The sequence below is a fragment of the Nocardiopsis sp. NPDC007018 genome, from assembly GCF_040635075.1.
Classification (GTDB): domain Bacteria; phylum Actinomycetota; class Actinomycetes; order Streptosporangiales; family Streptosporangiaceae; genus Nocardiopsis.
In genome coordinates this window covers 1-24,209 of the sequence record NZ_JBEYHA010000022.1, presented here as the reverse complement: position 1 = coordinate 24,209, position 24,209 = coordinate 1, and the positions used below count along the sequence as shown (strand labels likewise).

The following is a 24,209-nucleotide window of genomic DNA, read 5'->3' as shown; positions in this document are numbered from 1 at the left end:
CAGAGGGGTCGAGGTGTCCGGAAGTTCGGTATTTTCGACGTGTCCGGTGGAGGGCCGCGAACCCGTCGCCCCGAGCCCGGGCGCCATCCCCCCGAAAGGCCCTCAGTGCCCTCCCCCTCCGGGTCCCCGCACCCCACGGCGACGCGTCTGGCCGTCGCGGCCGGCATGGCCGCCGTGCTCGGCCAGTCCCTCTGGTTCACGCTCACCACGGGCCACCCCCTTCGCGAGGGGTCCGCGTTCCACCTCCTCGCCCTGGTCCTCGTCGTCCTGTGCGTCCTCGGCGCGGCGGCCCTGCCCCGTCGTCCCGGCGCGGGGGAGGGGCTGCCCCCGCTCCTCGTCTGGTCGGCGTGGCCGCTGGCCGCCGTCTCCACGCTGGTGGTGCTGTCCGAGCCCGGGCTCCTCCCGTGGCTGTGGCCGATCCTTCCTCTTCCGCTGAGCGCGCTGGCGCTGGCCCTGCTCGCCACCCTGGCCCACGTGCGTCCGTCGCGCGCCCGGCTCGCTCCGCGCCGGTCGAGCCCCTCGCAGAGCCTCTCCGTGGGGGCCACGGGCCTGGCCCTGGTGAGCCTCGTCCTGTACGTGGTCCTCACCAACACGGGGCTGAGCCGGACCTGGTTCGTCCTCCTCCTGCTCGTCCTGGTCGCGGTCCTCCTGGTGGCAGGCGTCCTCCAGACGGTCGTCCCGCTCCCGTCGGACCGGTCCGACGCGCGGACGGGACCGCCGACGGCGAGCGGGCCCCTCGTGGGCGTGTCCTGGGCGATGTCGGTGGTGTCGGCGCTGCCCTTCGCGCTGGTCCTCGCCGGTTCCGGGGACCCGCGCGTGTGGTGGCCGCTCGGTCTGTTCCCGTTGGCGGCCCTGGCGCTCGCGGCCCTGGGCCACCGCGCCCACCTCCGGGAGCGCGTCGGCGCACCGGCTCCCCTTCCCCGGAACGAGGTTCGATGAGACTCTCCTCCGTCCTCCTGCTCGGCGTCATGCTCTCCCTCGGGGCGGCGCTCTTCCTCGGGTTCTGGGGCGCCCCCTTCCCCGTCGTCCAGTACTTCGGCTTCCTGCTCGGTGGGGTGTGCCTGTTCCTGACCCGGCTGGCACTACTGGTCTCCCCGGCGGAGTTCGAACGGGAGCGCCGGGCCGCCCCCGAACTCCACCGCCTGGTCCTGGGTGTCCTGCCGCACGTCGTGTGCGCGCCGCTCCTGTCGGTCGCCGTGGTCGTCATGGTCTGGCGCGGCTCCTGGGAGGTGGGTTTCCTCCTCCTCTTCGTCCTGCCCCTGTACGCCCTCGCGGTCGCCTGCCAGGTGCGCGAGTCCCGGGAGGCGCCCCTGCTCGGACCGGGGCCGATGGTCGTCGGCTGGGGAGCCCCCGTGGTGCCGCCGCCGGGCTGGTCCGTGCTGAGCCTGGGCTTCCCCACCCAGCGCAAGTCGGGTCTGAACCGGCTGAACCCCCGGTTCCAGGTGGACGGCGAGAGCGTCGTGAGCCTGGCGGCGGGGCAGTGGGCGACGGTGGCCCTCCCGCCGGGGCGCCACCGTGTCCGCGCGGTCATGTCGCTGCAACGCTCGGCGCCGCTGGAGGTGGTCCTGCGTCCGGGTGAGAGCGCGCACGTCGACCTGAGCTACCGTCCCCTGCCAGCGGGGAGCGAGTGGTGGCGGACCCTGGAGCTCTCCCGGGCCGACGTCAACGATCCACGGCGGTACGTTCCGCGCGTGTGAGCGGCGGACCACGGAGCGGGGCGGGAATCGGTCTGGCCGGATGCGGCCAATTTCGGCGTGAACCTGATCGCCTTTTTGGGTGTCCTCTCCATCGTCAGCACGTCTTTCCAACGGCCTTGTTCTTCCGCCCACGTGCGTTGTGGCTGGTCAGCCTGGTGGTGTCCGTGGGTGCGGGGTGGGAGCGGGGCCGTTGTCCGAATCCTCGATGATGGAACGGAGTGAACATCCTCTGAGACGGTCAGTATCATCACGTGCAGCATTGACTACTCGTGTGCCGTTTGACCCCCGCCTGCGGACCCCGTCGCGCCGCGATCGACCGTCATCGCTGATCGTCCCCCTGCTCCCGTACACGAACAGGTTCACGTTCCCCATGCCTTCGGAGGCACCATGAGCCGGGCGTCCCGTCCGGAGCACCCCCGGCCCACCGCAGTCATCGTCATCGCGCCCGACGAGCGCAGCGCGGAGATCGTCATCGAGGGACAGCGCCAGGTCGTGACCGGCTTGGCCCCCAAGGAGACGCGCCGCGCCGCGCTGGACGTCGCCACCGGCTACGCGGCCCACATCGGGCAGCCGGTGCTCGTCGACGCCCGCGACGCCAACGGTTACTGGCGTCTGGTCGCGACCCCCTCGGGCGTCGTCCAGGCGGCGGACCAGGCGATGACGGACCGGTCCCAACAGCCCGACCCGGGTGGACCCTCCGGCCCGGCCCCGCCACGGCCTCAGGAGGACCGGAAGAAGGGCGGTGCGGGCCGCAAGGTCCTCATCGGGGGAGCGGTCGCGCTCACCCTGCTGCTCGTCGCGGGCGGCGGGATGGTCGTCACCCACATCATGCTGGGCGGAGCCGCGCCTTCGGCGGAGGAGGAAGAGGAACCCGACGCCACCGGCGTCCCCCTGGAGTTCCCGCCCCCGCCGGGCTACGCGGACACCGTCGACTTCAGCGAGGAGCTGGCTCCGGAGACCCAGCCCGGGATCAGCCGTGACGGCGCGTACCTGGCCTACGTCGATCCCGGCGACCGGCTCAACGTCCTCGGCTCCGAGGGCTCCCGGGAGTGGTCCGTGGAACTGCCCTTCGAGGCGGGCAACGGGCTCGGCGCCCCCCGCTTCGTGCAGTACGGCGGCGAGGACAGCGTCGTGATGGAGACCGCCGACACCCTGTGGTTCTGGCCGGTCGCGGGAGGGAGCCCCACCAGCATCACCCTCCCCGAGTCCGGTGTCGCCCGGTACGCGGGCGACTCCGTCCTGGTCCGCACCGTCGACTCCGCCTATCTGCCCATCGACGGCGAGCTGGCCGAGTTCGAGGCTCCGGGACTCTCGGAACCGATGCTCGCGGCGGGCGACCGGGCCCTGACGGCCGTGGTCAACGGCCCCTGGCAGTGGGTCGAACCCGGCGGGGACGAGGAGGACGTCCACGCCGAGAGCCCGCACGGCGCCGGTGACATGGAGGGCGTCGTCACCGCTCTGCGCGAGTACGTCATCGTCCGCTGGGAGGCGGAGGGAGGCGACGGCTCGCTCCTGGCCTTCCACGACCGCGAGGACGGCGCCGTGCTCGGCGCGGCGGAGATCGAGGAGGACGCCCTGGAGGGGGTCAGCCACCTCTCCGCGCCGTTCGGTACCGAACTGGTCGCCTACGGGCCGGTGCTGTTCTCCCCCGCCACCGGTGAGACTGCCGTGGTCCCGGGCTTCACTCCGGAGATCACGGTCGGCTCCCAGGTCTTCGGCGACCTGGACGGCGAACGGGTGGCGTTGGACGCCGCCGGCGAGCCGTCCGAGGTTCCCCGGGACGCACAGACTCCGCGCGGTCTTCTCGGCGACCGCGCGGTGGTGGTCGACGACGACCACCTGTATGCCATCCCCCCTGAGTAAACAGTTCGCAAGCGAAAGAGAGGAGTGGGATGTCCCTTAAGAAGCGGGTCTTCACCGTCACCGCAGCCGGCCTTTTCATGGCTGGCTTCTCGGTGGCGCCGGCCTTCGCGGCCGAGACCGCGGATGAGACCGTCCCCGATGTCACGCCCGAGGCCGCCCCCGTGGTGGCCCAGCAGTCGGCCCCTGCCCCCGCCGCTGCTCCCGCCCCCGCCGCGGCCCCCGTGGTCGAGGTCGCTCCGATCGTGGAGCAGGCCTTCGAAGAGGTCACGGCCCTGCCGATGCACCTCGACCTGCCGCCGATCTTCCCGCCGCCAGGTGATGACGACGGTGAGGACCCGGGCGGAGAGGACCCCGACCCCGAGGTGCCCGAGGTCCCTGAGGTCCCTGAGGTGCCCGAGGTCCCTGAGGTGCCCGAGGTCCCTGAGGTGCCCGAGGTGCCCGAGGTCCCTGAGGTGCCCGAGACTCCGGAAACCCCCGAGACCCCGGAGAACCCCGGCGGTCCCGGTGGTCCTGAGACTCCGGAGAACCCCGGTGGTCCCGGTGGTCCTGAGACTCCGGAGAACCCGGACCTCGGTTCCGGCCCCGGCGACAACAGCCAGCCGCCCAACACCAACGCTCCCGGCGGCAAGTCCCCCGGCAGCAAGACCCCCAGCGGTCCGGCCCCCGCCGCTGGTGACACCGGCGGCGAGCTCGCCGCCACGGGTATCGACATGTCGGGCTTCGTGCTCGGCGGCGCCGTCGTGGCCGGTATCGGTGCCCTGGCCCTGTGGGCTGGGAGCCGCCGTCCGGGCATGGCCGAGTAGTACCGTGTCCGTCGCCGCCTCCGGGCGGCTCTGACACCCGGGGGCCCCGCCCGCCGATCTCCATCGGTGGGCGGGGCCCCTCTCCTTTCCTCAGGAGCGCGGGCGCAGCGCGGAGGCCAGCAGGAACGCCGCCACCCCCGCCGCGGCGATCGCCCAGAGCGCGCTGCCGAGCGTCAGCGTGTCGGCCAGGTACCCCACGAGCGGAGGGAAGGCCAGGAATCCGGCCCGGCCCAGCCAGCCCACCACCGTCACGCCGTCACCGGTGCGTACCCCGGGGATGTTTCCGGCGGCGGCCAGGGTCAGCGGGAACAGTGTGGACACGCCGAGCCCCATCACGCCGAACCCGATGACGGTGGTCACCGGGTGCGGAAGCAGCAGGGCGAAGGCCAGTCCTCCGGCGGAGAGCAGACCGCTGGCGTGGCCCACCGCCACCGCGCCGAACCGGTCGGTCACCCGGTCGCCGACCAGGCGGCCCACCGTCATCATGGCCTGGCACGCCACGAACGGCATGGCGGCGAGGAACAGCGGAGCGCCCAGTTCGGTGCTCATGTACACGGCGCCCCAGGACGCGGCGGAGTCCTCGATGCCTCCGGCGGCCATGAGCAGCACGCCCAGCATCACCAGCAGCAGGACGCTCCGGGCGGGGACGCGGGCCCGACTGCCGTCGTGGCCGTTGACGCCGTCCGCGCGCTCGCTGTTCTCCGGCCCGGGCAACAACATGCGGCTGATCGCGACGTTGACCACGACGAGCACGGCCGTCACCCCGGCCAGGTGCCACAGGATCGGCACGCCGGAACCGGCCATGACCGCCCCGAGCAGGCCGCCGGAGACCGCCGCCAAGCTCCACACCGCGTGGAAGGTGTTGATAATGCTCCGCCGGTAGCGGCGCTGGACGCGCAGGCCGTGGGAGTTCTGCGCCGAGTCGGTCCAGGCGTCGGCGGAGCCCATCACGAACAGCGCGGCGGCGAGCATCCACCAGTTCTGGGCCAGAGCGATGAAGGGAAGCGCTCCCAGTGAGATCAGGCTCGTCCCGACGGCGGTCCTCCCGCTGCCGAACCAGTGGATCAGGGGACCCGCGAGCATGCCGGTCAGGATCGCCCCGAACGGCATCGCCGCGATCGCCAGCCCCAGCTCGGCGTTGGTCAGCCCCAGAGAGTCCTTGATCACCGGCAGCCACGGCACGGCGTTCGTGTAGGTGAACCCGTTGACGAAGAACAGGGTGGACACCGCGACCCTGGCACGCCTGGCCTCGGGCGGGGGTTCGGTGGACGGGACGGTCTGCGGGTGCAAGGAGGGCTCCAAGGGTCGTGGCGGTGCGTGCGGATGCTATCCGGGGGGCGGTTCCGGTGGACAGCCTTTTCTCGGGTGCCGGGCAGCCGGGCTTGCCATGCGACCCGGAGCCGTTTTACATAGGGGGTCCGCCCTCGTCAACGTGGAACCTCGGAGGTCACACCCGCTCCCCGGCTCCCTCCCCGCACTCCGGTCCCCAACCGACTCCCCGACCCGACCACAGGCCCCTGACACCGGCCAGCCCCCGCGGCCCGCTCCCGCGTTGGCGCCCCTGCCCGCTGACTCCCTCGTACCGGGACGCGCCGTGCCCCGACCGTCCCGGCCGGAACCGGAAGATCACATGATCAGAACGAGCGCGCTGCGAGACACGCCCACGCTGAACGGGAAGAGCGTACGACTGGTCCCCCTCGGCCCCGAACACACCGACGCCTACTTCGCGGCGGGCCTCGACGAGGAGGTCCGCAGACTCACCGGCGCGCACGGCCACATCACCTACGAACAGGCCCGTCAGTGGTGCGAGAGCCGCGGGGGTCGCTCGGACCGGATGGACCTGGCGATCGTCGCGCCCGAGGACGGCCGCTACCTCGGTGAGCTGTCCGTCTACGCGGTCTCCCCGGAGAACGAGACGGCCGGGTACCGCATCGCCCTGTCCGCGATGGAGTTCGCGGGGCGGGGCCTGGGGCGGGAGGCCACCCAGCTGGTCGTGGAGTACGCCTTCGAACGGATCGGTCTGCACCGCCTCTGGCTGTACGTCTACGCCTTCAACATGCGCGCCATCGCGGTCTACCGTTCCTGCGGCTTCTACGTCGAAGGGCGCCTGCGCGACGCCCTCCTGTGGGAGGGGCGGCGCCACGACGCCCTGCTCATGGCGGTTCTACGAGGCGGTCGGCGGGGGCGCTGACCTCGGTCTCCCGGAGGACGCGGGCGCTCATTTTGCCCCGCTTCGGGGTTGTGACCCGTGGGAGGCGGGGTATGCCGGTAGCACTGTTCCAGCGGCTCACTCCACACTTTCCGGAAGGAGCGGCGCGGGGGCTCCGCGGTCCCGGCGCCGGTGAGGACATGAACCCGGTACCCGTCTCACTTCCGTTCACCGACCGTTCCGAGGCGGGGCGACGCCTCGCGGAGCGGGTACGTCCCCACGCCGTCAACGACCCGATCGTGCTCGCCCTGGCGCGTGGTGGTGTGCCGGTCGGGGCGGAGCTCGCCGAGCGCCTGGACGCCGACTTCGACGTTCTGGTCGTCCGCAAGATCGGTCTGCCCGGTCATCCCGAGACCGGAGTGGGGGCGATCGCCGAGGACGGACAGATCCTCTACGACGACCTCGCGCTGGCCCGGATGCGGGTCCCGCGCCAGGCGCTGTCCGGCACGGTGGAGTCCGAACGGGACGAACTCGACCGCAGGCGCCGCGCCTACCGGGGGAAACGCCCCTTCCCTGACGTGGCCGGGCGCGACTGCGTGGTCGTCGACGACGGGGTCGCCACCGGCGGCACCGCCCGGGCGGCCCTGCGCATGCTGCGTCAGGCGGGTCCGGCGCGGTTGGTCCTGGCCGTTCCCGTCGCGGCCCCGGAGGCACTGGAGGCGCTGCGGGAGGACGCCGACGACCTGGTGGTGCTGACCGCACCGGAGAACTTCCAGGCGGTGGGGGAGTGGTACCGCGAATTCGACCAGCTCTCCGACAGCGACGTCGTCTCCATCCTGTCCGAGCGCGAACGCCTCCGACGCGGGGAGGAGGTCCCCCGGGCCGTGCGCGTGCGCGCGGGGCGGGTCCTCCTGGACGGCGAACTCACCGTGCCGTCGGCGCCGCGCGGGGCGGTGGTGATGGCCTTCGGCGACGGGTACGGCGACCCCCGGTGGCGTGCTGGCGCCTCGGCACTGCGCCGCTCGGGCTACGCGACCCTGCTGCTGGACGTGCTGACAGCTGAGGAGCGGGCCGCCCGGGGCGGGGACGGCGGTACGGAGACCGATCCGGGGGCTCTGGGGGAGCGGCTGGGCGCGGCGGTCTCGTGGGTGCGCGGTTCCACCGAAGCGGCCGAGGGTCCCGTGGGTCTGCTGGGCTCGGGGGAGGCGGCGTCGGCCGCGCTCGTGACGGCGGCCGAGCACCCGCGGGACGTGGCGGCGGTGGTGGTCCACGGAGGTCGCGCCGACCTGGCGGAGCCGCACCTGTCCTCGGTGCGCGCGCCGACCCTGATCCTGTTGGAGAGCGGGGACTCCTTCGTCCGTGAACTGGGTGAGTGGACACGGGGGCGGCTCGGCGGTCCCTCCGAGCTCAGGGTGGTGTCCGGGCCCGAGGGTCTGCTGAGGGGCGACCCGGGGTGGCGGCGGGTCACGGCGGACGCGCTCGACTGGTTCGACCGGCACCTGCCGGGCGGCGGGTGAGCGATCGCGGTTCGGGGGCGGCCGTCGAGACGGGAAAACCCGCGGCGCCCTCGACGTACTACGTCGGGGCGCCGCGGGTTATCGGGGCCGGGGCCAGCGGGAGAGAGATCCGCTCGGCGGAAGGACGCTCAGGCGGCGTTGGCGCGGCGCATGCGGCGACGGCGCTCGGAGGCGCGCTCGTCCTCGTTCAGGCCGCCCCAGGTTCCGTACTTCTCCGGACGCGAGATCGCGTAGTCCAGACAGTCGGTCCGAACCGGGCAGGCCGCACAGATCTCCTTGGCCTTGCGCTCGCGAATCTCCCGCTCCGGCTGGCGCTCGCCATCCGGGCCGAAGAAGAGCACAAGGTCCTCGCCCCGGCACGCGGCGGCATCCTGCCACCCCCAGCTCGGGCGGGGGCGCAGCGCGGCCTGCCGACGTACCTGAGACATGCTTGAACCACCTCTACTGAAATCACTAGTAAGCTGTCTGAAAAAGCTGCAGTCACCAAAAGTTGGTCATGCGGCGTGAGGCACCCCGCAAGACGCGAACGTCGAGCGGTGTTGGCGTTGTTCCCCGGTGTGGCTGAGACCACGAGAAGCGCCATCACAGAGGCGATGCCTGCCGATGAAGGGGTGCTCTCACGCGAACGGCCGCGGAGGCGGTGACAGTCTCCGTCTGTGCCGGTACGTAATCATGCCATCCCCACTCCCGATCCTGCACGGGGGGTGGGGAAATTGCTCATCCAACCGTTACCGAAACCTGATGCTTGGCGTCCGGTCTCTGGTTGTCTGTCGGATTTTGTCGCAAACCGCAAGATCTACCGCCTTGCGAAGGACACAGCACATCGTATGGTGCGATGTCCCTCCTGCCTAGGGGGTCCTCCTGATGCGCCGATCACATTGCGGTCTACCCGCGCTCGCGAGATTGGGTGTGACCGTATGTCCTCACGCAGCGCGACGGCGTTCGGAGGCCGAACTCCCGTGCCAGTAGGCTCGGTCCGTCGCCCGGTGCCCCGTGGCGCACCCTCCCCCCGCTCCCTCCTCCACACCCGGCCCGGCTCGCCCCCCGGCCCCCGGCCCGGCTTCGCCCGTCGGCGGACCGGCCCCGGGGCGCGTGCCGTCCCTTAGGGGAAGGATCAGGGGAACCGGGGAGGAACAGGTCATGGTGCGCCCGCGTCCCAGACGATAGAAAACAGGGTGCGCCTCCTCTTCCGCCCTCATCGGCGGAAAACGCGCACCACCCGCTCACGGGACCGGACCATCACGGGACCGAACCAAGGAGACGAACACCGTGGCCCTCTTGAGGCTCATCCTGAACATCATCTGGCTCTTCGTCGCCGGATTCTGGCTGGCGGTCGGCTACGTCGTCGCCGGGCTCATCTGCTGCCTCCTGATCGTCACCATCCCGTTCGGTGTCGCGTCCTTCCGCATGGCCAGCTACGCGATCTGGCCCTTCGGCCGCGACCTCGTGCGCAAGCCCGGCTCGGGCGGCGGCACCACGGTCATGAACGTCATCTGGCTGATCGTCGCGGGCTGGTGGCTGACCATCGGCCACATCACCACCGCGCTGGCCCTGGCGGTCACCATCATCGGCATCCCGATGGCGTGGGCCTCGCTCAAGATGATCCCCGTGGCGCTGGCACCGTTCGGCAACGAGATCGTGCGCGCCGGTCACCCCCGCGAGCCCTGGCAGTTCTGATCCGACCGGGCTCGCGGGCCCGTGCGAGCCGGCCGGTCCCGAGGACCGGCCGGCGTCATCGTGACCGGTGGAACCAGAACGCCCGCCGGAGCATCTCCCTGACATCCCCTCCCACATCCCCCGCACCAGTGTCACCACCGGTCGCCGCGCGAGCGGTCACCCGTGGAAACCCCAGAGATCGGAGTCCATGTGCAAGCCCAGCGGCCGGGAGTGTGGGCGCTCCTGAACAAGTGGCTCGTCGCCCGCAGAGCCCGCGCCGAGCGCCTCGCCCAACTGGAGGAGCGGGAGAAGGCGGCCGAAGCCGAACCCGAGGTGGTCGAGGAACCCGCCCCCGAACCCGAGGACGTCGGCGCGGGCGACCTGTTGCGGGTGGTCAGCGACGTCGCCTGGCGGATGCTCATCATCGGCGTGGTGGCGGGCCTGCTCGTCTACGCCGTCATCTACCTCTCTGTCGTCACCCTCCCGGTGATCATCGCGGTGTTCATCACCGCGCTGCTCATGCCGCTGGCCAACTGGCTCCGGCGCAAGGGGCTCGGGCGGGGTTCGTCCACCGCCATCGCGGTCCTGACCGCCCTGGTCGTTCTCGGCGGCGTCATCACGATGATCATCCAGCCCGCGGTCCAGGGCTTCGACGGGATGATCGCCAGCGTCTCCAGCGCGCTCACCGGCCTCCAGGAGCTCCAGCTCGAACTCCCCTTCGGGCTGGAGGCGGACCCCGCCTTCCTCACCAACGCGTTCACCAACGCCTGGGACCAGGTCCAGGGCATGATCACCGACAACACCCAGGAGCTGGTCAACGGCGCCTGGACCGCCGGTGCCGCGGTCCTGCAGATCCTGATCAGCCTGGTGCTGGTCATCGCCCTCACCGTGTACTTCGTGCACTCGGGTGACAAGCTGGTCGACTGGTTCGTCACGCTGCTGCCGCCCAAGTCCCGTCCGGGCCTGCGGCACGCCAGCGGGGTCGCCTACGGGGTGATGGGGCGCTACGTGCGGGGCGTGGCGATGGTCGGCGTCATCGACGCCGTCGGCATCGGGATCTTCCTCCTCATCTTCCTCGACATGAACCTCGCCATCCCGCTGATCGTGCTCACCTTCGTCGGCGCCTTCCTCCCGGTCATCGGCGCCTTCCTCACCGGTCTCCTGGCCGCCCTCGTGGCCCTGGTCGCCGAGGGCTGGGTGGTCGCCCTGATCATCGTGGTGGCGGTCGTGGTGGTCCAGCAGGCGGAGAGCAGCATCTTCGCCCCCCGGATCTACGGACAGGCCCTGGAACTGCCCTCGCCGATCGTCCTGATCTCCATCACGGCGGGCGGCATCCTGGGCAACATCCCGGGCATGTTCCTGGCCACCCCGGTCGCGGCGGTGCTGGCCGCCCTGTTGCGCAACCGCCCGCCCGTTCAGCACGGGGAGGAGGCGGATGGGGACGCCGAGTCCGCCTCGGAGCCGTCAGCGGAGAAGGACACCGCGGTCGTCGCGGCGGCTCCCGCCCCGGATCACCCCTCGGGCCAGGGCCCGCGCGGGGAGGAGCAGCCCCGGGAGTGACGCGGCCCCGCGCCCCTCGCGGGAATGCGTCGCGCCCCCGGACCCGTTGTGTGGGTCGGGGGCGCGCCCGTGTCCGGATCGCGCCGTGAGGAAAACGCCTCGCGCCGCCCCCGCTCCTTGCCGTTAGGCTGGGTCGGCCGGTCCCGAGGACACGTCCGCCGCCGCCCCGTCGCGGCGCCACCGCCGAACCAGCCCCTTCGGGGGCGGTGCCGCGCGTGTCCCGACCGCCCCGAACCCGCCGGACCACCTTTGAGGATGCCCCACCCATGTTGATCGCCACCGACCTCGAACTGCGCGTCGGACCTCGACTCCTGCTGGAGCCGACGACCTTCCGTGTCGCCGCGGGGGACCGGATCGGACTGGTGGGCCGCAACGGTGCGGGCAAGACCACCATGACCAAGGTGCTCGCGGGCGAGGGGCTGCCCACCGGCGGCACGGTCACCAGCTCCGGCAGCATCGGCTACCTCCCGCAGGACCCGCGCACCGGCGACCTCGACGTGATCGCCAAGGACCGGGTCCTGTCCGCGCGCGGGATCGACGAGGCCCTGAACGGTCTGCGCGAGGCCGAGAAGAAGATGGCCAGCGACCACGAGAAGACCCGTAACAAGGGCGTGCGCCAGTACGCCCGCTGGGAGGAGCGCCTCCACGTGCTGGGCGGGTACGCCGCCGAGTCCGAGGCCGCCGCGATCGCCTCCAGCCTGGGTCTGCCGGACAAGGTCCTGTCCCAGCCGCTGCACACGCTCTCCGGTGGTCAGCGCCGCCGGATCGAGCTGGCCCGCATCCTGTTCAGCGGCGCGGACACCCTGCTTTTGGACGAGCCCACCAACCACCTGGACGCTGACTCCATCGTCTGGCTGCGCGACTTCCTCAAGCACCACCAGGGCGGGCTCATCGTGATCAGCCACGACGTGGAACTGGTCGAGCACGTGGTCAACAAGGTGTTCTACCTGGACGCCAACCGGAGCACCATCGACATCTACAACATGGGCTGGAAGCTGTACCTGTCCCAGCGCGAGGCCGACGAGCGCCGCCGCCGCAGGGAGCTGGCCAACGCCGAGAAGCAGGCGGACACCCTGCGCAAGCAGGCGGACCGGTTCCGGGCCAAGGCCTCCAAGGCACGGGCGGCGCAGCAGATGCTCAACCGCGCGGACAAGCTGCTGGACGGGGTCGCGGGGGTGCGCCAGTCCGACAAGGTCGCCAAGCTGCGCTTCCCGGACCCGGCGCCCAGTGGCCGCACGCCGCTGATGGCCGAGGGGCTGTCCAAGTCCTACGGTTCGCTGGAGATCTTCGCGGGCGTGGACCTGGCCATCGACAGGGGCAGCCGGGTGGTCATCCTGGGCCTGAACGGCGCGGGCAAGACGACCCTGCTGCGACTCCTCGGCGGCGTCGAGGAACCGGACACCGGCGAGGTCGTCCCGGGGCACGGCCTCAAGCTCGGCTACTACGCACAGGAGCACGAGACCCTGGACGTGGACCGGAGCGTGCTGGAGAACATGATGAGCGCGGCCCCGGACCTGCCCGAGGTCGAGGCGCGCAAGACCTTGGGGTCGTTCCTGTTCACCGGTGACGACGTGAGCAAGCCCGCGGGTGTGCTCTCCGGCGGGGAGAAGACCCGGCTGGCCCTGGCGACCCTGGTGGTCTCCAGCGCCAACGTGCTGTTGCTCGACGAGCCCACGAACAACCTGGACCCGGCCAGCCGTGAGGAGATCCTGGCGGCCCTGCGCAACTACAAGGGCGCGATCGTCCTCGTGACGCACGACGAGGGCGCGGTGGCGGCCCTCCAGCCCGAGCGCGTCATCATGCTGCCCGACGGTGTCGAGGACGTGTGGAACGCCGACTTCGAGGACCTCATCGCGCTCGCCTGACCCGCCGGCCCGCCGCGTCTCCCGGGGGACCCCGGCCCGTGGACGGGCCGGGGTCCCGCGTGCGTCGGACGGGCCCGTACGGGCGATGCGCGCGCCCCGGTGGACGTCCGGAATCGCGGGAGGTTCACATCACCACGTTTCGGCCCTGGTTTGCACCTTTCCGAAACCCGCACCGTCCGGCGTGCCGCCGATCGAATGTGGCGGCGTGTGAGCGGGATGTCCGATCATGGCTGTGGTTCCGGACGGCGGGAAGGACCGCCTCCGTGGAAGGGGAGAGATCTGTGAGTGACGCGTTGAGGAAGGGCACCCGGGTGTCGGGGGAGGACCGCTCCGAACTGGCCGCACGGCTCAGGAGCCGCTACGACGAGGGTGAGAGCATCCGTAGCCTGGCCGCCGCGACCGGCCGTTCCTACGGCTTCGTCCACCGCCTGCTGAGCGAGGCCGGGGTGGAGCTGCGCGGGCGCGGGGGAGCGACACGCAAGGCCTGATCCCAGTGGTGAGGATGGGTTACCGGCGAGTAGGGTCGATCCACTGACACCCCACGCGACGGAGGAACCCATGGCACAGGACCCGCAAGCACCCGCAGGACGGGACCTGCCCACCGAGGAGGAGCTGGGCCGGGCCGGTCTGCGGCTCGCGGTGGAGGGAGCGGTGGCCCGCGTCACGATCAGCCGCCCCGAGCGCCGCAACGCGATGACCGGGCGCACCTGGACCACCCTGGCCCACATCGGCCAGGCGCTCCCCGACGATGTCCGAATTGTCGTCATCGCCGGTGAGGGGGACATCTTCTCCGCCGGGATCGACCTCAACATGTTCACCCCCGAGGGCGTCGACGGCGAACGCTCCATCGTCGCCGGGCTCGCCGACGGTTCCGCCGACAAGGCCGACCTGGACGCCTACATCAGCGAACTCCAGCAGGGCTTCCTCTGGCTGCGCCGCTCCGACCTGGTCACCATCGCGGCGGTACGCGGTCACGCCATCGGCGCCGGGTTCCAGCTGGCGCTCTCCTGCGACCTGCGCATCCTCGCCGACGACGCCCGGTTCTGCATGAAGGAGCCCGCCCTGGGGCTGGTCCCGGACCTCACCGGGACCAAGCCCCTGGTGGACATCGTCGGCGTGCACCGCGCCACCGAGATCTGCCTGACCGCGCGCAAGGTGGGCGCCGAGGAGGCCCGCGAACTCGGCCTGGCCACCCTCGTCGTCGGCGTCGACGAGCTCGACGGGGCCGTGAACGACGCCGTCGCCGCGTTGCTGGCGACCAACCCCGACGCCGCCGTCGCGACCAAGGCGCTCCTCCGGCAGGCCCCCGGCAACACCCTCGACGAGCAGTGCGCCGCCGAGCGCGCCGCGCAGGTGGAGCGGCTCACCGCCCTCGCCGCGGCCATGGCCCCGAAGGCCTGACCGGCCCGGGGGCGGGGCGGGAGAGACCGGTATCACCGGTGAAAAACCCCCATCCCGTCCCCGCTTCCGGAGGATCTCTAGTACGCTGCTGCAAGCGGTCGATGAATGCCGCGCGCATCCGAGCGCGCCGGGCCGCCAAGACGCGGAGAGCGTGTCGGCACCGGCCGACATCACTCTTGACCCGAAGAGCACACGAGCCCACACAGATCGGGCCGCTTCCGCGTGTGATCAGGCGCGTTTGTGTGATTTCTTCGCTGGGTCCGCTGTGACCGTGTGGAGCCTTCCTCGAAACGCTGCCAAACGATGAGGAAGGTACACGTCACTTGACGACGGACACTGCCGTAATGCCCGCTTTCGACAGCCTGGGGCTTCCCAAGGACATCGTCGACGAGCTGGCCAAGAACGGTGTGACCAACCCGTTCCCGATCCAGGCCGCGACCATCCCCGACGCCATCGAGGGCCGTGACGTCCTCGGCTGCGGGCGCACCGGATCGGGCAAGACCCTGGCCTTCGGCCTGCCGGTCCTGATGCGCTGCGCCGAGCGCCGCGCCGCCGCCAACCGCCCCCGGGCCCTGATCCTGGTCCCGACCCGCGAGCTCGCCCACCAGGTGCGCGACGCCCTGCGCATCTACGCCCGCGTCCTGGGCGTCAAGGTCGGCGACGTCGTCGGCGGCAGCTCCTACACCCGACAGATCAACGAGCTCCGACGCGGTGTCGACCTGCTGGTCGCCACCCCCGGCCGCCTCACCGACCTCATCGACCAGGGCGCCTGCGACCTGGGCGACGTCGAGATCTCTGTGCTGGACGAGGCCGACCAGATGTGCGACATGGGATTCATGCCGCAGGTCAGCGAGCTCCTCGACCAGGTGCGCCCCGACGGCCAGACCCTGCTGTTCTCCGCCACCCTCGACGGTGACGTGGACAAGCTGGTCCGCCGCTACATGAAGGACCCGCGCACCCACTCCGTGGACCCGCCGGTCTCGCAGGTCACCACCATGGAGCACCACCTGCTCAAGGTGCTGCCCCGCGACAAGAACAAGATCGTCGCCCAGATCGCCGCGCGCGACGGCCGCACCATCCTGTTCGTGCGCAGCAAGTACCGCGCCGACACCATCAGCGAACAGCTGATCGAGGCGGGCGTTCCCTGCGCCTCGCTGCACGGCGGCAAGACCCAGAGCGTGCGCACCCGCACCCTGGCCAAGTTCCGTGAGGGCAAGATCCAGGCCCTGGTCGCCACCGACGTCGCCGCTCGCGGCATCCACGTCGACGGCATCGACCTGGTCGTCAACATCGACCTCCCCACCGGGCACAAGGACTACCTGCACCGTGGCGGCCGCACCGCCCGCGCCGGTTCCTCGGGCGCCGTGGTCTCCCTGGTCGCTCCCAACCAGCGCCGCATGGCCCGCCGCCTGCTCAGCGACGCGGGCGTCGACGCCAAGCAGCACCTGGTCAACCCCGGCGACGAGCTGCTCTCCGAGGTGACCGGTGCCAAGGAGCCCAGCTGGGAGCCGTGGATCGAGCCGCCGGAGCCGGTCCGTGAGCGTCGCGGCCGTGGCGGCCCCCGCCGTGGCGGTTACCGTGGCGGCGGCGGTGGCGGTTACCGCGGTGGCGGTGGCGGCGGCTACCGGGGTGGCGGCGGTTACCGTGGCGGCGACTCGCGCGGCGAGGGCGGCGGCGGTTACCGCGACCGTGACTCGCGCGGTGAGGGCGGCGGTTACCGTGGCGGCGACCGCCGCAACGACCGTGGCGAGGGCGGCTACCGTGACCGCGACTCCCGTGGCGAGGGCGGCTACCGGGGTGGCGGCGGCTACCGCGGCGGCGACTCGCGTGGTGAGGGTGGCGGTTACCGTGGCGGCGAGGGCGGCGGCTACCGCGGTGGCGACCGTCGCGGCGGTGGCGGTTACCGTGGCGGGGACTCCCGCGGCGGTTACCGTGGCGGCCCGCGTCGCAACGACCGCAACGACCGCTACGACTCCGCCTCCCAGCACTAGGTTTCGGCGCTAGCGAGGCACCCGGGGCGGGTCCGACCACTGGTCGGGCCCGCCTCGTCATGGTTTACGGTCCTTTACCACCCCATCGCGTGTCCCAGGCGGCCGCGGCCCCTTCCCAAGTGGACAGTTGGCCGGAAAACCCCGATGCCGAACGCGGGGCCGTACACCGCTCGAAGGGGAACGAGTGACCGTTCTCAACAACGCCCTGGTCGCCCTCAACGACTTCTTCTGGACCTTCTTCCTCATCCCGCTCCTGGTGATCCTGGCCGTCTACTTCACCGTGCGCTCCGGGTTCGTCCAGATCCGTCTCCTGCCGGAGATGTTCCGCGTCATGCGGAGCAGCCCGGGGACGGCCCCCGACGGAGGGCGGGAGATCTCGGCGTTCCAGGCCTTCGCCCTCTCTGCCGCCTCCCGGGTGGGGACCGGCAACATCGTCGGCGTCACGCTGGCGATCATGCTGGGCGGCCCCGGCGCGGTGTTCTGGATGTGGCTGATGGCCGGGGTCCTGGGCGCGGCCTCGTTCGTGGAGTCCACCCTCGCCCAGTTGTACAAGGTGCGGACCAGCACCGGTTTCCGGGGCGGTCCGGCCTACTACATGCTCTACGGCCTCGAACGCCGCTGGATGGGCGTGCTCTTCGCGGTCATCATCACCGTCACCTTCAGCCTGGTGTTCAACTCGGTCCAGGCCAACGGCATCACGGGGGCGATCGGAACCTCCGTCGGCGAGTTCGGCGTCCCCACCGGCTTCTGGTTCGACGCGGTGATCGGCGTCGGACTGGCCGCCCTGACCGGTGCGGTGATCTTCGGCGGCGTGCGGCGCATCGCTCACGTCGCCCAGGGGCTGGTGCCCCTCATGGCGATCCTCTACATCCTCCTGGGCGTCGCCGTGGTCATCGTCAACATCGACGAGGTGCCCGGTGTCGTCGGCACGATCTTCGCCCACGCCTTCGGCCTGCGGGAGGTGGCGGCGGGCGGCGTCGGAACGGCGGTCCTGTGGGGCATGCGGCGCGGCATGTTCTCCAACGAAGCCGGTCTGGGATCGGCCCCCAACGCCGGCGCCACCGCCTCGGTCTCCCACCCGGCCAAGCAGGGGCTCGTCCAGACCCTGGGCGTGTACTTCGACACCTGGCTGGTCTGCTCGGTGACCGCGTTCATCGTGCTCCTCTACAGCACCGAGTTCGCTCCGGGACAGGAGCCGATCGTGGTCGCGCAGATGGCGCTTCAGAGCTCGCTCGGCGGCTGGGCGATCCACGCGCTCACCGTCATCCTGTTCCTGCTCGCGTGGACCTCGCTGCTGGGCAACTACTACTACGGCGAGTCCAACCTCCAGTTCCTGGACGCCGACGACCGGCACCTGAGCTACTTCCGCGCCGCCGTTCTGGCCTCCATCTTCATCGGCTGCGTGGCGCCGCTGACCGTGGTGTGGAACCTCGCGGACATCGCCATGGGCGTGATGGCCACCGTGAACCTGTTGGCCATCGCCCCGCTGTCGACGGTCGCCTTCCGCCTGTTGCGCGACTACAGCGGTCAGCTCCGTAACGGGCTGGACCCGCAGTTCACCCTGGCCAAGATGCCCGACCTGAGGAACGTGCACTGCTGGGGCGAGTCCGGCGGCCCGCTGCCGGAGGAGGTCGAGCTGGGGGAGGGCTCCGCGCCGAGCGACGCGGAGCCGCAGGAGGAGCCGGGCCCCGGTGGCGAGGGGTTGCACGGCCCGGACGGGGACCACGGGGACGACCGGTCCGACGGCGCGGGCTCCGAGGGGGACCGGGGCTGACACCCGGCGCCGAGGGACACCCGGACGTGGCCTGTTCCGGTGCTCGCCTGATACCGTTCGCCGGACCCTGTCCGGCGAACCGAGGTGGCCCCATGCGATCCGACGACGACTCCCTACCGCTCTCCGACCTGCCGAGGTCCCGTCTGGGGGAGGAGGAGGTCGTCGACCGCGACATCCTCGCGGACCTCGTGCGGGACGCGATCGGCGTGCTGTCCGGGCTCAGGCACGAGGAACTGGCCAAGGAGGTCCCGGACCCGGCGGTGGTCGAGCGGATCACCGAACGCAAGCAGAGGTTCGCCGCGGCCCTGAGCTCCCGGGCCTTCGGCGCGTCCGCCGAAGCGGACCGGCTGCGGGACGAGTGCCTCGAGCTGATCCGCGGCGGGACTCCCTAGCGCTCCCGGGCCCGGGGAGCGCGGTGGTCGGGTCGGAGCCCCGGGACTCGCTCACGGCCGGCCGGATGCACAGGCCGACGAGGACCGGGACCCGGACAGCGGTCCACAGGATCGGATCGGGCGTACAAACGAAAATCGTTTTCGGTTACCATTCGGGGAGTCCCCAACCGAAACCCACGGAGCACCCCCGTGTCCGAACGGACCACACCGGAGCGCGACTCCGCGCCCGCCAGCTCGCTCGCAGACCCGGTCTCCCGCGACTGGCACGACCACGGCGACGAACTGCCCCCCGCCGACTGGGGGCGGCCGACCGGTCCGCGCCGCACCGGAACGGTGTGGCTGTTCGCCCTCCTCATCACCGCGATGGCCCTGGCGCACTCCTGGCTCACCGACGAGATGACCGGTCAGGCCTTCCTGGCCTGGGCGACCATCTTCACCGCCATCAGCTTCCAGGCCCTGCCCTTCCTGGTCTTCGGGGTGGCCCTGTCGGCCGCGCTCATCGCGTTCGTGCCCGCCTCGGCCTACCGGAGGTTCATCCCCGACCGGCCGGGCCGCGCGGTCCCCGTGGCCGGTGTGTCCGGGGCGCTGCTCCCCGGGTGCGAGTGCGCCTCGGTGCCCATCGCCGGGAGCCTCATCAAGCGCGGGGTCGCTCCGGCGGCCGCCCTCACGTTCCTGCTGGCCGCGCCGTCCATCAACCCCATCGTCATGATCGCCACGGCCGTGGCCTTCGCGGGGCAGCCGGAGATGGTGCTGGCCCGCTTCGTGGCCTCACTGCTGGCCTCGGTGGTCATCGGCTGGATCTGGGTACGCTTCGGGAAGGCCGACTGGCTGCGCCTGCCCTCCCGCACCCACGCCCCGGGGGCCTCCAAGTGGCAGGTCTTCCGCGAGTCGATGCTGCACGACATGATGCACGCGGGCGGCTACCTCGTCGTCGGCGCCCTCGCGGCCGCCACCCTCAACGTCATGGTGCCCCGCGAGTGGCTGCTCGCCGTGGCCGAAGCGCCGGTGATCTCGGTACTGGTGCTCGCCCTGCTCGCCATCCTGCTCTCCATCTGCTCGGAGGCCGACGCCTTCGTCGCGGTCAGCCTCACCGACTTCTCTCCCACCGCCAAGCTCGCCTTCATGGTCATCGGCCCGATCGTCGACCTCAAACTCATCGCGATGCAGGCCGGGGTGTTCGGCTGGCGGTTCGTCGCCCGCTTCGCCCCGATCTGTCTGGTGGTCGGGCTGCTCAGCACCTTCCTGATCGGAGCCGTCCTCCTGTGAACCGGATCGCCCAGGGCATCACGCTCGTCCTGCTCGGTGCCGCCGCGCTGACCAGCACGATCCCCACCAACCTGTACCTGAACTGGGTCAAGGCGGGTTTTGGCCCGTTCCTCATCGCCGCCGGTGTGGTGATGGTGCTCCTCGGAGTCCTGGTCGTCGCCGCGGAGCTACGGGGCGAGGTCCACGCCCTGGACGAGGAGGACGCGGTCCCCGAGGGCTCCGCCTCCACCGCGACCGCCGACGCCGACCCCGGCCGTTCGGAACTCGAGCACGCCGCGGCCGAGTACGGCAACGGCGGAGGGGACGGCCACGGGCACGACCACTCGGTGGCCCCCCGGGTGGCCTGGCTGCTTCTGCTCCCGGTGGTGGCGGTGTTCGTCGTGGCGCCCCCCGCGCTCGGTTCCTACACGGTGGAGACCACCGGGGCCTCGTCCGGTCCGCCGCCGCGCGACGAGCGCTCCGGATCGCGCTTCTCCGACGACCTCGACCAGGCCGCACCCGGGGAGGTCGTCGCGCTCGACGTCCAGCAGTTCGTGATGCGCGCCTGGATCGACGAGGACCGGGAGCTGGCCGGGCGCGAGGTCGAGCTCACCGGGTTCGCCGTGCCCGCCCAGGACGGCGAGGGCTGGTACCTGGCCCGGCTCCAGATGGCGTGCTGCGCCGCCGACGCCGTGGTCAACAAGGTCCTGATCACCGACCACCCGGCACCGGAGGCCGACACCTGGTGGACGGTGCGCGGCACCTGGGTCGAGCCGGAGGGCGACCTGTACGACGTGTCCCAGCACGAGATCACGACCACCTGGGTCGAAGAGGTCACCCACCCGCCGGACCCCTACGAGTAGCCTCGTGCCGCCAGGCACCGCTCCGCGCGCGGCACCACGCGCGGAGCGGCGCGCGGCGAAGGGTACGAATCGGGATCTGGCGTGCGTTCGTGAGTATCGGTCGCCACACCGGTGCTCATTCCTGGGTTTCCTATTGCGCTGAGTAACAATGGCTGTGTGGCAGAACCGCACGACCCGTCCTGGAGGCCCCGGCTCGCACTCCGTCCGCGCAGCATCCGAGCCAGGGTCACGCTCGGCGCCGCCGTCATTCTGGCCCTGGTCATCGGCCTTCTCCTGAGCGGCTCCGTCCTGCTGATCCGCGAGGTCACGCTCAGCGAGCTCCGGGACAGGGCGGCCGAGGGCGCTCGGCACGTGGCCGACCACATCATGACGGAGCGTTATGACGGCACGATTCCGGCCTCCGAACCCATCGTGCGGCTCCAGGTGGTCGACTGGGAGACCAACGAGGTCCTGGCCTCCAGCGAAGCGCTGCGCGGCCTGCCGCCCCTGAACGATGACGACCCCGCCCCCGACGACTTCCGCGTGGACGACACCACGTGCGAGGCCATCCCCGACGACGACACGGGCGACTGCTTCCAGGTGGTCGGCTACGTGGTCGACGGCTCCGTGTACGGCGACAACATCATGGTGCTCGCCGCCACCCGCGTACCGCTCATCCTCGGCGACAACGTCCTGGAGCTCGTGCTGCTCGGCGCCTCGGCGCTGATCGTCTTCGGCTCGGGGTTCGTCATCTGGTACGGGGTGGGGCGGGCCCTGCGGCCGGTTCGGCTCATCAGCGACGAGATGGAGCACATCTCCGTCAACGACCTGCACCGCAGGCTTCCCCTTCCCAACAGCGACGACGAGATCGCCCATCTGGCCCGTACCGCCAACTCCAGCCTGGACCGCCTGGAGGAGGCCATGACCCGGCAGCGCCGGTTCGTCTCCGACGCCTCCCACGAACTGCGCAACCCCATCGCGGGGATGCGCACCAAGCTGGAGGTCGAGCTCTCCGACCCCGACCCCGACCTGCGCGCCCGGGAACGGCTGCTCACCGGTCTGCTCTCCGACACCGAACGGCTGGAGAACATCGTCGCCGACCTGCTGGAGATGGCCCGGCTGGACACCGATGTCGAGAAGGAGCGCGAGCGTGTCGACCTCTCGGCCCTGGTACGCCAGGAGTTCTCCGGTCGCGGCAACCCGGCGCACGTCCACGTGCACGCCTCGGAACCGGTGTACGCGTACGTCAACCGGCTCCGCGTCGTCCGCGTTCTGACCAACCTGGTCGCCAACGCCGGACGCCACGCCAAGAGCCGGATCGACGTCATCGTGCAGCACCACCGGGGGGACGCCGTGGTCGAGGTCCACGACGACGGCTCCGGCATCCCGGTCAAGGACCGCGAACGCGTCTTCGAGCGCTTCGCCCGTCTGCCGGAGTCCAAGGAACGCGACCCCGGGGGCAGCGGTCTGGGGCTGGCCATCTCGCGTGAGATCGCGGCGGCCTACGGGGGTTCCCTGGTGGCGGGGCACAGCGACCTGCTCGGCGGCGCCCTGTTCACCCTGCGTATCCCCGAGCGGCCGGAGGAGGGCCAGTGACAGCGAGCAAGCGACCGCCCGCAGAACGCGGGCCCGGGCCGGGCCAGCTCGCGACGGTCGAGGAGGTGCGGCGCCCCAACTACTTCCTGCTCGGCTTCGTGGGCGCGCTGGGGGTGCTCAGCGCCTGGCTGCTCGTCCAGGCCCTCGTCAGCGCCCGCGCGGTGTTCGTCTACATCCTGGTCGCGCTCTTCCTCGCCATCGGACTCAATCCCGTCATCGAGGCGCTGCGACGGCTGCGGCTGCCCCGCTGGGCGGCGATCCTCACGGTCTGCCTGGCCCTGGTGCTGTTCCTGACCGTGTTCGTCTGGGCGCTCGTGCCGCCACTGACCCAACAGGTCAGCAGCTTCGCCTCCTCCCTCCCCACGTCCCTGGACCAGCTCCAGCACTCGGCGTTCTTCCGCAGCCTGGACCAGCGCTACAACGTGATCGGACGGATCGAGAGCGCGCTCTCCGACGGCAGCTTCGGACAGCAGATCTTCGGCGGGCTGGTCGGGGTGGGACAGGTGGTGTTCAACTCGCTGTTCGCCACCTTCACCGTCCTCATCCTCACGCTCTTCTTCATGGCCTCGCTGCACGGCATCATGGACGTCTCCTACCGTTTCGTGCCCCGCTCCAGCCGGGCCGCGGTGCGCGAGATCGGGGACGAGATCGTCCAGCGCATCGGCGCGTTCATCGCCGGGCAGCTGCTGGTCGCCGCCCTGGGCGGCGTGGTGGCCTTCCTGTTCCTGTGGCTGACCGGATCGGCGTACGCGCTCACCCTGGCCCTGGTCGTGGCGGTGACCGCGCTCATCCCGCTGATCGGTACCACCATCGGTGCCCTGGTGGCCTCGCTGGCGGTGGCGATCGGCGACCCGTGGATGGGCCTGGTCACGCTGGCGTTCTTCCTCGTCTACCAGCAGATCGAGAGCTACGTCATCGCGCCCCGCGTGATGCGCCACGCGGTGGACGTGGTGCCCACGGTCAACATCACGGCGGCTCTGCTCGGCGGCGCCCTGATGGGCCTGGTCGGCGCGCTCATCGCCATCCCCACGGCGGCGGCGCTCACCCTGGTGCTGAAGAAGGTGGTCTTTCCCCGTCTGGAGGAGCGCTGAGCGACCCCCGGAGCGGACCTAGCCTGGGACGAATGAGGATCGGATGGGGTCGGGTGGGGCGCGTCGCCCTGCTCGCGGCATGGGCCGCCCTCCTGGCGTGGGCCGTCCTGCGCGGTCCGGACCTGGAGGCGGTCCGTGCGTGGACCGCCGACGCCGGGTTCTGGGGCGCCGCGGTGTACCTGGCCGCCTATGTCCTGGCCGTCCAGGCCCTGGTCCCGCGCCCCGCGTTGAACATCGCCGCGGGCGTGGTGTTCGGACTCGCGGCCGGGATGGTCCTGGCGCTCGCGGGAGGCGTGCTGGCCGCCGTCGTCCAGTTCGCCGTGGCCCGGTACGTGGCCGGTGACACGCTCGCGCGGCGGCTCCCCGACGGCGTCCGTACCCGGTTGGAGGAGCTGGTGGGACGGCGCGCGCTCCTGGCGGTCGTGCAGCTGCGCCTCATCCCGGTGATCCCGTACCAGATGGTCAACTACGGATTCGGGCTGACCGGGCTGCGGGCCGCGCCGTTCGCGCTGGGAACCGCCCTGGGCTCCCTGCCCGCCACCGCGGCGATGGTGGTGGTCGGTACGGGCGGGGCCGACCTGGGTCTGCCGGTCGCGGTGGCCACCGGCGCGGCCGCCGCCCTCCTCGCGCTGGTCCGGTGGGCGCGGTCGCGTCGCCGCCGTGTCCGTGGAGACGAGGAGCGGGCGCGGGCCTGCTCGCCGCCCTGGAGAAGCTCACCTCCGACCAAGCGGACGCGCTCGAAGCCCAGTCCCAACTGATCGACACCC

Annotated in this window: 21 protein-coding genes; 19 read left to right on the top strand and 2 right to left on the bottom strand. The window is 71.4% G+C overall.

Annotation, left to right across the window (positions count from 1 at the left end):
- Nucleotides 1-105 precede the first annotated feature (105 nt).
- The 4 genes from ABZ635_RS14615 to ABZ635_RS14600 all read left to right on the top strand — a co-directional run bounded on the left by ABZ635_RS14615 (nt 106) and on the right by ABZ635_RS14600 (nt 4,363).
- Nucleotides 106-939 (top strand): hypothetical protein, encoded by an 834-nt coding sequence (locus ABZ635_RS14615; protein WP_357764328.1) that lies wholly within the window; start codon nt 106-108, stop codon nt 937-939.
- Entirely contained in the window at nt 936-1,697 is a 762-nt protein-coding gene (locus ABZ635_RS14610) for a hypothetical protein (RefSeq protein ID WP_357764325.1), read from the top strand. The genes ABZ635_RS14615 and ABZ635_RS14610 overlap by 4 nt, the downstream gene beginning before the upstream one ends.
- Before the next feature lie 387 nt (nt 1,698-2,084).
- On the top strand, nt 2,085-3,560 hold the full coding sequence (locus tag ABZ635_RS14605) for a hypothetical protein (protein WP_357764322.1): 1,476 nt from the start codon (nt 2,085-2,087) through the stop codon (nt 3,558-3,560).
- A gap of 29 nt (nt 3,561-3,589) precedes the next feature.
- On the top strand, nt 3,590-4,363 hold the full coding sequence (locus ABZ635_RS14600) for a hypothetical protein (RefSeq protein ID WP_357764319.1): 774 nt from the start codon (nt 3,590-3,592) through the stop codon (nt 4,361-4,363).
- Nucleotides 4,364-4,453: 90 nt separating this feature from the next.
- On the opposite strand, the gene ABZ635_RS14595 is transcribed toward ABZ635_RS14600, so the two are convergent.
- A complete protein-coding gene (locus ABZ635_RS14595) occupies nt 4,454-5,653 on the bottom strand; it encodes an MFS transporter (protein ID WP_357764316.1) in 1,200 nt (399 codons plus the stop codon).
- Between the two features lie 340 nt (nt 5,654-5,993).
- Here ABZ635_RS14595 and ABZ635_RS14590 point away from each other — a divergent pair, with 340 nt between their 5' ends.
- Entirely contained in the window at nt 5,994-6,554 is a 561-nt protein-coding gene (locus ABZ635_RS14590) for a GNAT family N-acetyltransferase (protein ID WP_357764313.1), read from the top strand.
- A 158-nt stretch (nt 6,555-6,712) separates the two neighbouring features.
- Nucleotides 6,713-8,029, top strand: coding sequence for a phosphoribosyltransferase family protein (locus ABZ635_RS14585; protein WP_357764311.1), 1,317 nt, complete (start codon nt 6,713-6,715; stop codon nt 8,027-8,029).
- Between the two features lie 128 nt (nt 8,030-8,157).
- Here ABZ635_RS14585 and ABZ635_RS14580 read toward each other — a convergent pair whose 3' ends face one another.
- Nucleotides 8,158-8,457, bottom strand: a complete 300-nt coding sequence (locus ABZ635_RS14580; protein WP_017588640.1) for a WhiB family transcriptional regulator — start codon at nt 8,455-8,457, stop codon at nt 8,158-8,160.
- 841 nt (nt 8,458-9,298) lie between these two features.
- Here ABZ635_RS14580 and ABZ635_RS14575 point away from each other — a divergent pair.
- The 13 genes from ABZ635_RS14575 (at nt 9,299) to ABZ635_RS14515 (ending at nt 24,200) form a co-directional block, all read left to right on the top strand.
- The gene (locus ABZ635_RS14575; RefSeq protein ID WP_357764308.1) at nt 9,299-9,706 is read left to right on the top strand and encodes a YccF domain-containing protein; all 408 of its coding nucleotides are present in this window, start codon (nt 9,299-9,301) and stop codon (nt 9,704-9,706) included.
- A gap of 210 nt (nt 9,707-9,916) precedes the next feature.
- Nucleotides 9,917-11,245 (top strand): AI-2E family transporter, encoded by a 1,329-nt coding sequence (locus tag ABZ635_RS14570; RefSeq protein ID WP_357764467.1) that lies wholly within the window; start codon nt 9,917-9,919, stop codon nt 11,243-11,245.
- A gap of 266 nt (nt 11,246-11,511) precedes the next feature.
- Entirely contained in the window at nt 11,512-13,110 is a 1,599-nt protein-coding gene (locus tag ABZ635_RS14565) for an ABC-F family ATP-binding cassette domain-containing protein (protein ID WP_357764305.1), read from the top strand.
- Between the two features lie 281 nt (nt 13,111-13,391).
- Nucleotides 13,392-13,598, top strand: a complete 207-nt coding sequence (locus ABZ635_RS14560) for a helix-turn-helix domain-containing protein (protein ID WP_357764302.1) — start codon at nt 13,392-13,394, stop codon at nt 13,596-13,598.
- A gap of 70 nt (nt 13,599-13,668) precedes the next feature.
- Nucleotides 13,669-14,511 (top strand): enoyl-CoA hydratase/isomerase family protein, encoded by an 843-nt coding sequence (locus ABZ635_RS14555; protein WP_357764299.1) that lies wholly within the window; start codon nt 13,669-13,671, stop codon nt 14,509-14,511.
- Nucleotides 14,512-14,855: 344 nt separating this feature from the next.
- Nucleotides 14,856-16,502: a DEAD/DEAH box helicase gene (locus tag ABZ635_RS14550; RefSeq protein ID WP_357764296.1), complete on the top strand. Its 1,647-nt coding sequence runs from the start codon at nt 14,856-14,858 to the stop codon at nt 16,500-16,502.
- 184 nt (nt 16,503-16,686) lie between these two features.
- Nucleotides 16,687-18,276, top strand: coding sequence for an amino acid carrier protein (locus ABZ635_RS14545; RefSeq protein ID WP_357764293.1), 1,590 nt, complete (start codon nt 16,687-16,689; stop codon nt 18,274-18,276).
- 92 nt (nt 18,277-18,368) lie between these two features.
- Nucleotides 18,369-18,668: a hypothetical protein gene (locus tag ABZ635_RS14540; RefSeq protein WP_357764290.1), complete on the top strand. Its 300-nt coding sequence runs from the start codon at nt 18,369-18,371 to the stop codon at nt 18,666-18,668.
- Nucleotides 18,669-18,857: 189 nt separating this feature from the next.
- Nucleotides 18,858-19,934: a permease gene (locus ABZ635_RS14535; RefSeq protein WP_357764288.1), complete on the top strand. Its 1,077-nt coding sequence runs from the start codon at nt 18,858-18,860 to the stop codon at nt 19,932-19,934.
- Nucleotides 19,931-20,776 (top strand): TIGR03943 family protein, encoded by an 846-nt coding sequence (locus tag ABZ635_RS14530; RefSeq protein WP_357764285.1) that lies wholly within the window; start codon nt 19,931-19,933, stop codon nt 20,774-20,776. The genes ABZ635_RS14535 and ABZ635_RS14530 overlap by 4 nt, the downstream gene beginning before the upstream one ends.
- Nucleotides 20,777-20,932: 156 nt before the next feature.
- Nucleotides 20,933-22,351 (top strand): HAMP domain-containing sensor histidine kinase, encoded by a 1,419-nt coding sequence (locus ABZ635_RS14525; protein WP_357764282.1) that lies wholly within the window; start codon nt 20,933-20,935, stop codon nt 22,349-22,351.
- Entirely contained in the window at nt 22,348-23,442 is a 1,095-nt protein-coding gene (locus tag ABZ635_RS14520; protein ID WP_357764279.1) for an AI-2E family transporter, read from the top strand. The genes ABZ635_RS14525 and ABZ635_RS14520 overlap by 4 nt, the downstream gene beginning before the upstream one ends.
- Nucleotides 23,443-23,474: 32 nt before the next feature.
- Nucleotides 23,475-24,200: a TVP38/TMEM64 family protein gene (locus tag ABZ635_RS14515; RefSeq protein WP_357764276.1), complete on the top strand. Its 726-nt coding sequence runs from the start codon at nt 23,475-23,477 to the stop codon at nt 24,198-24,200.
- Nucleotides 24,201-24,209 lie beyond the last annotated feature (9 nt).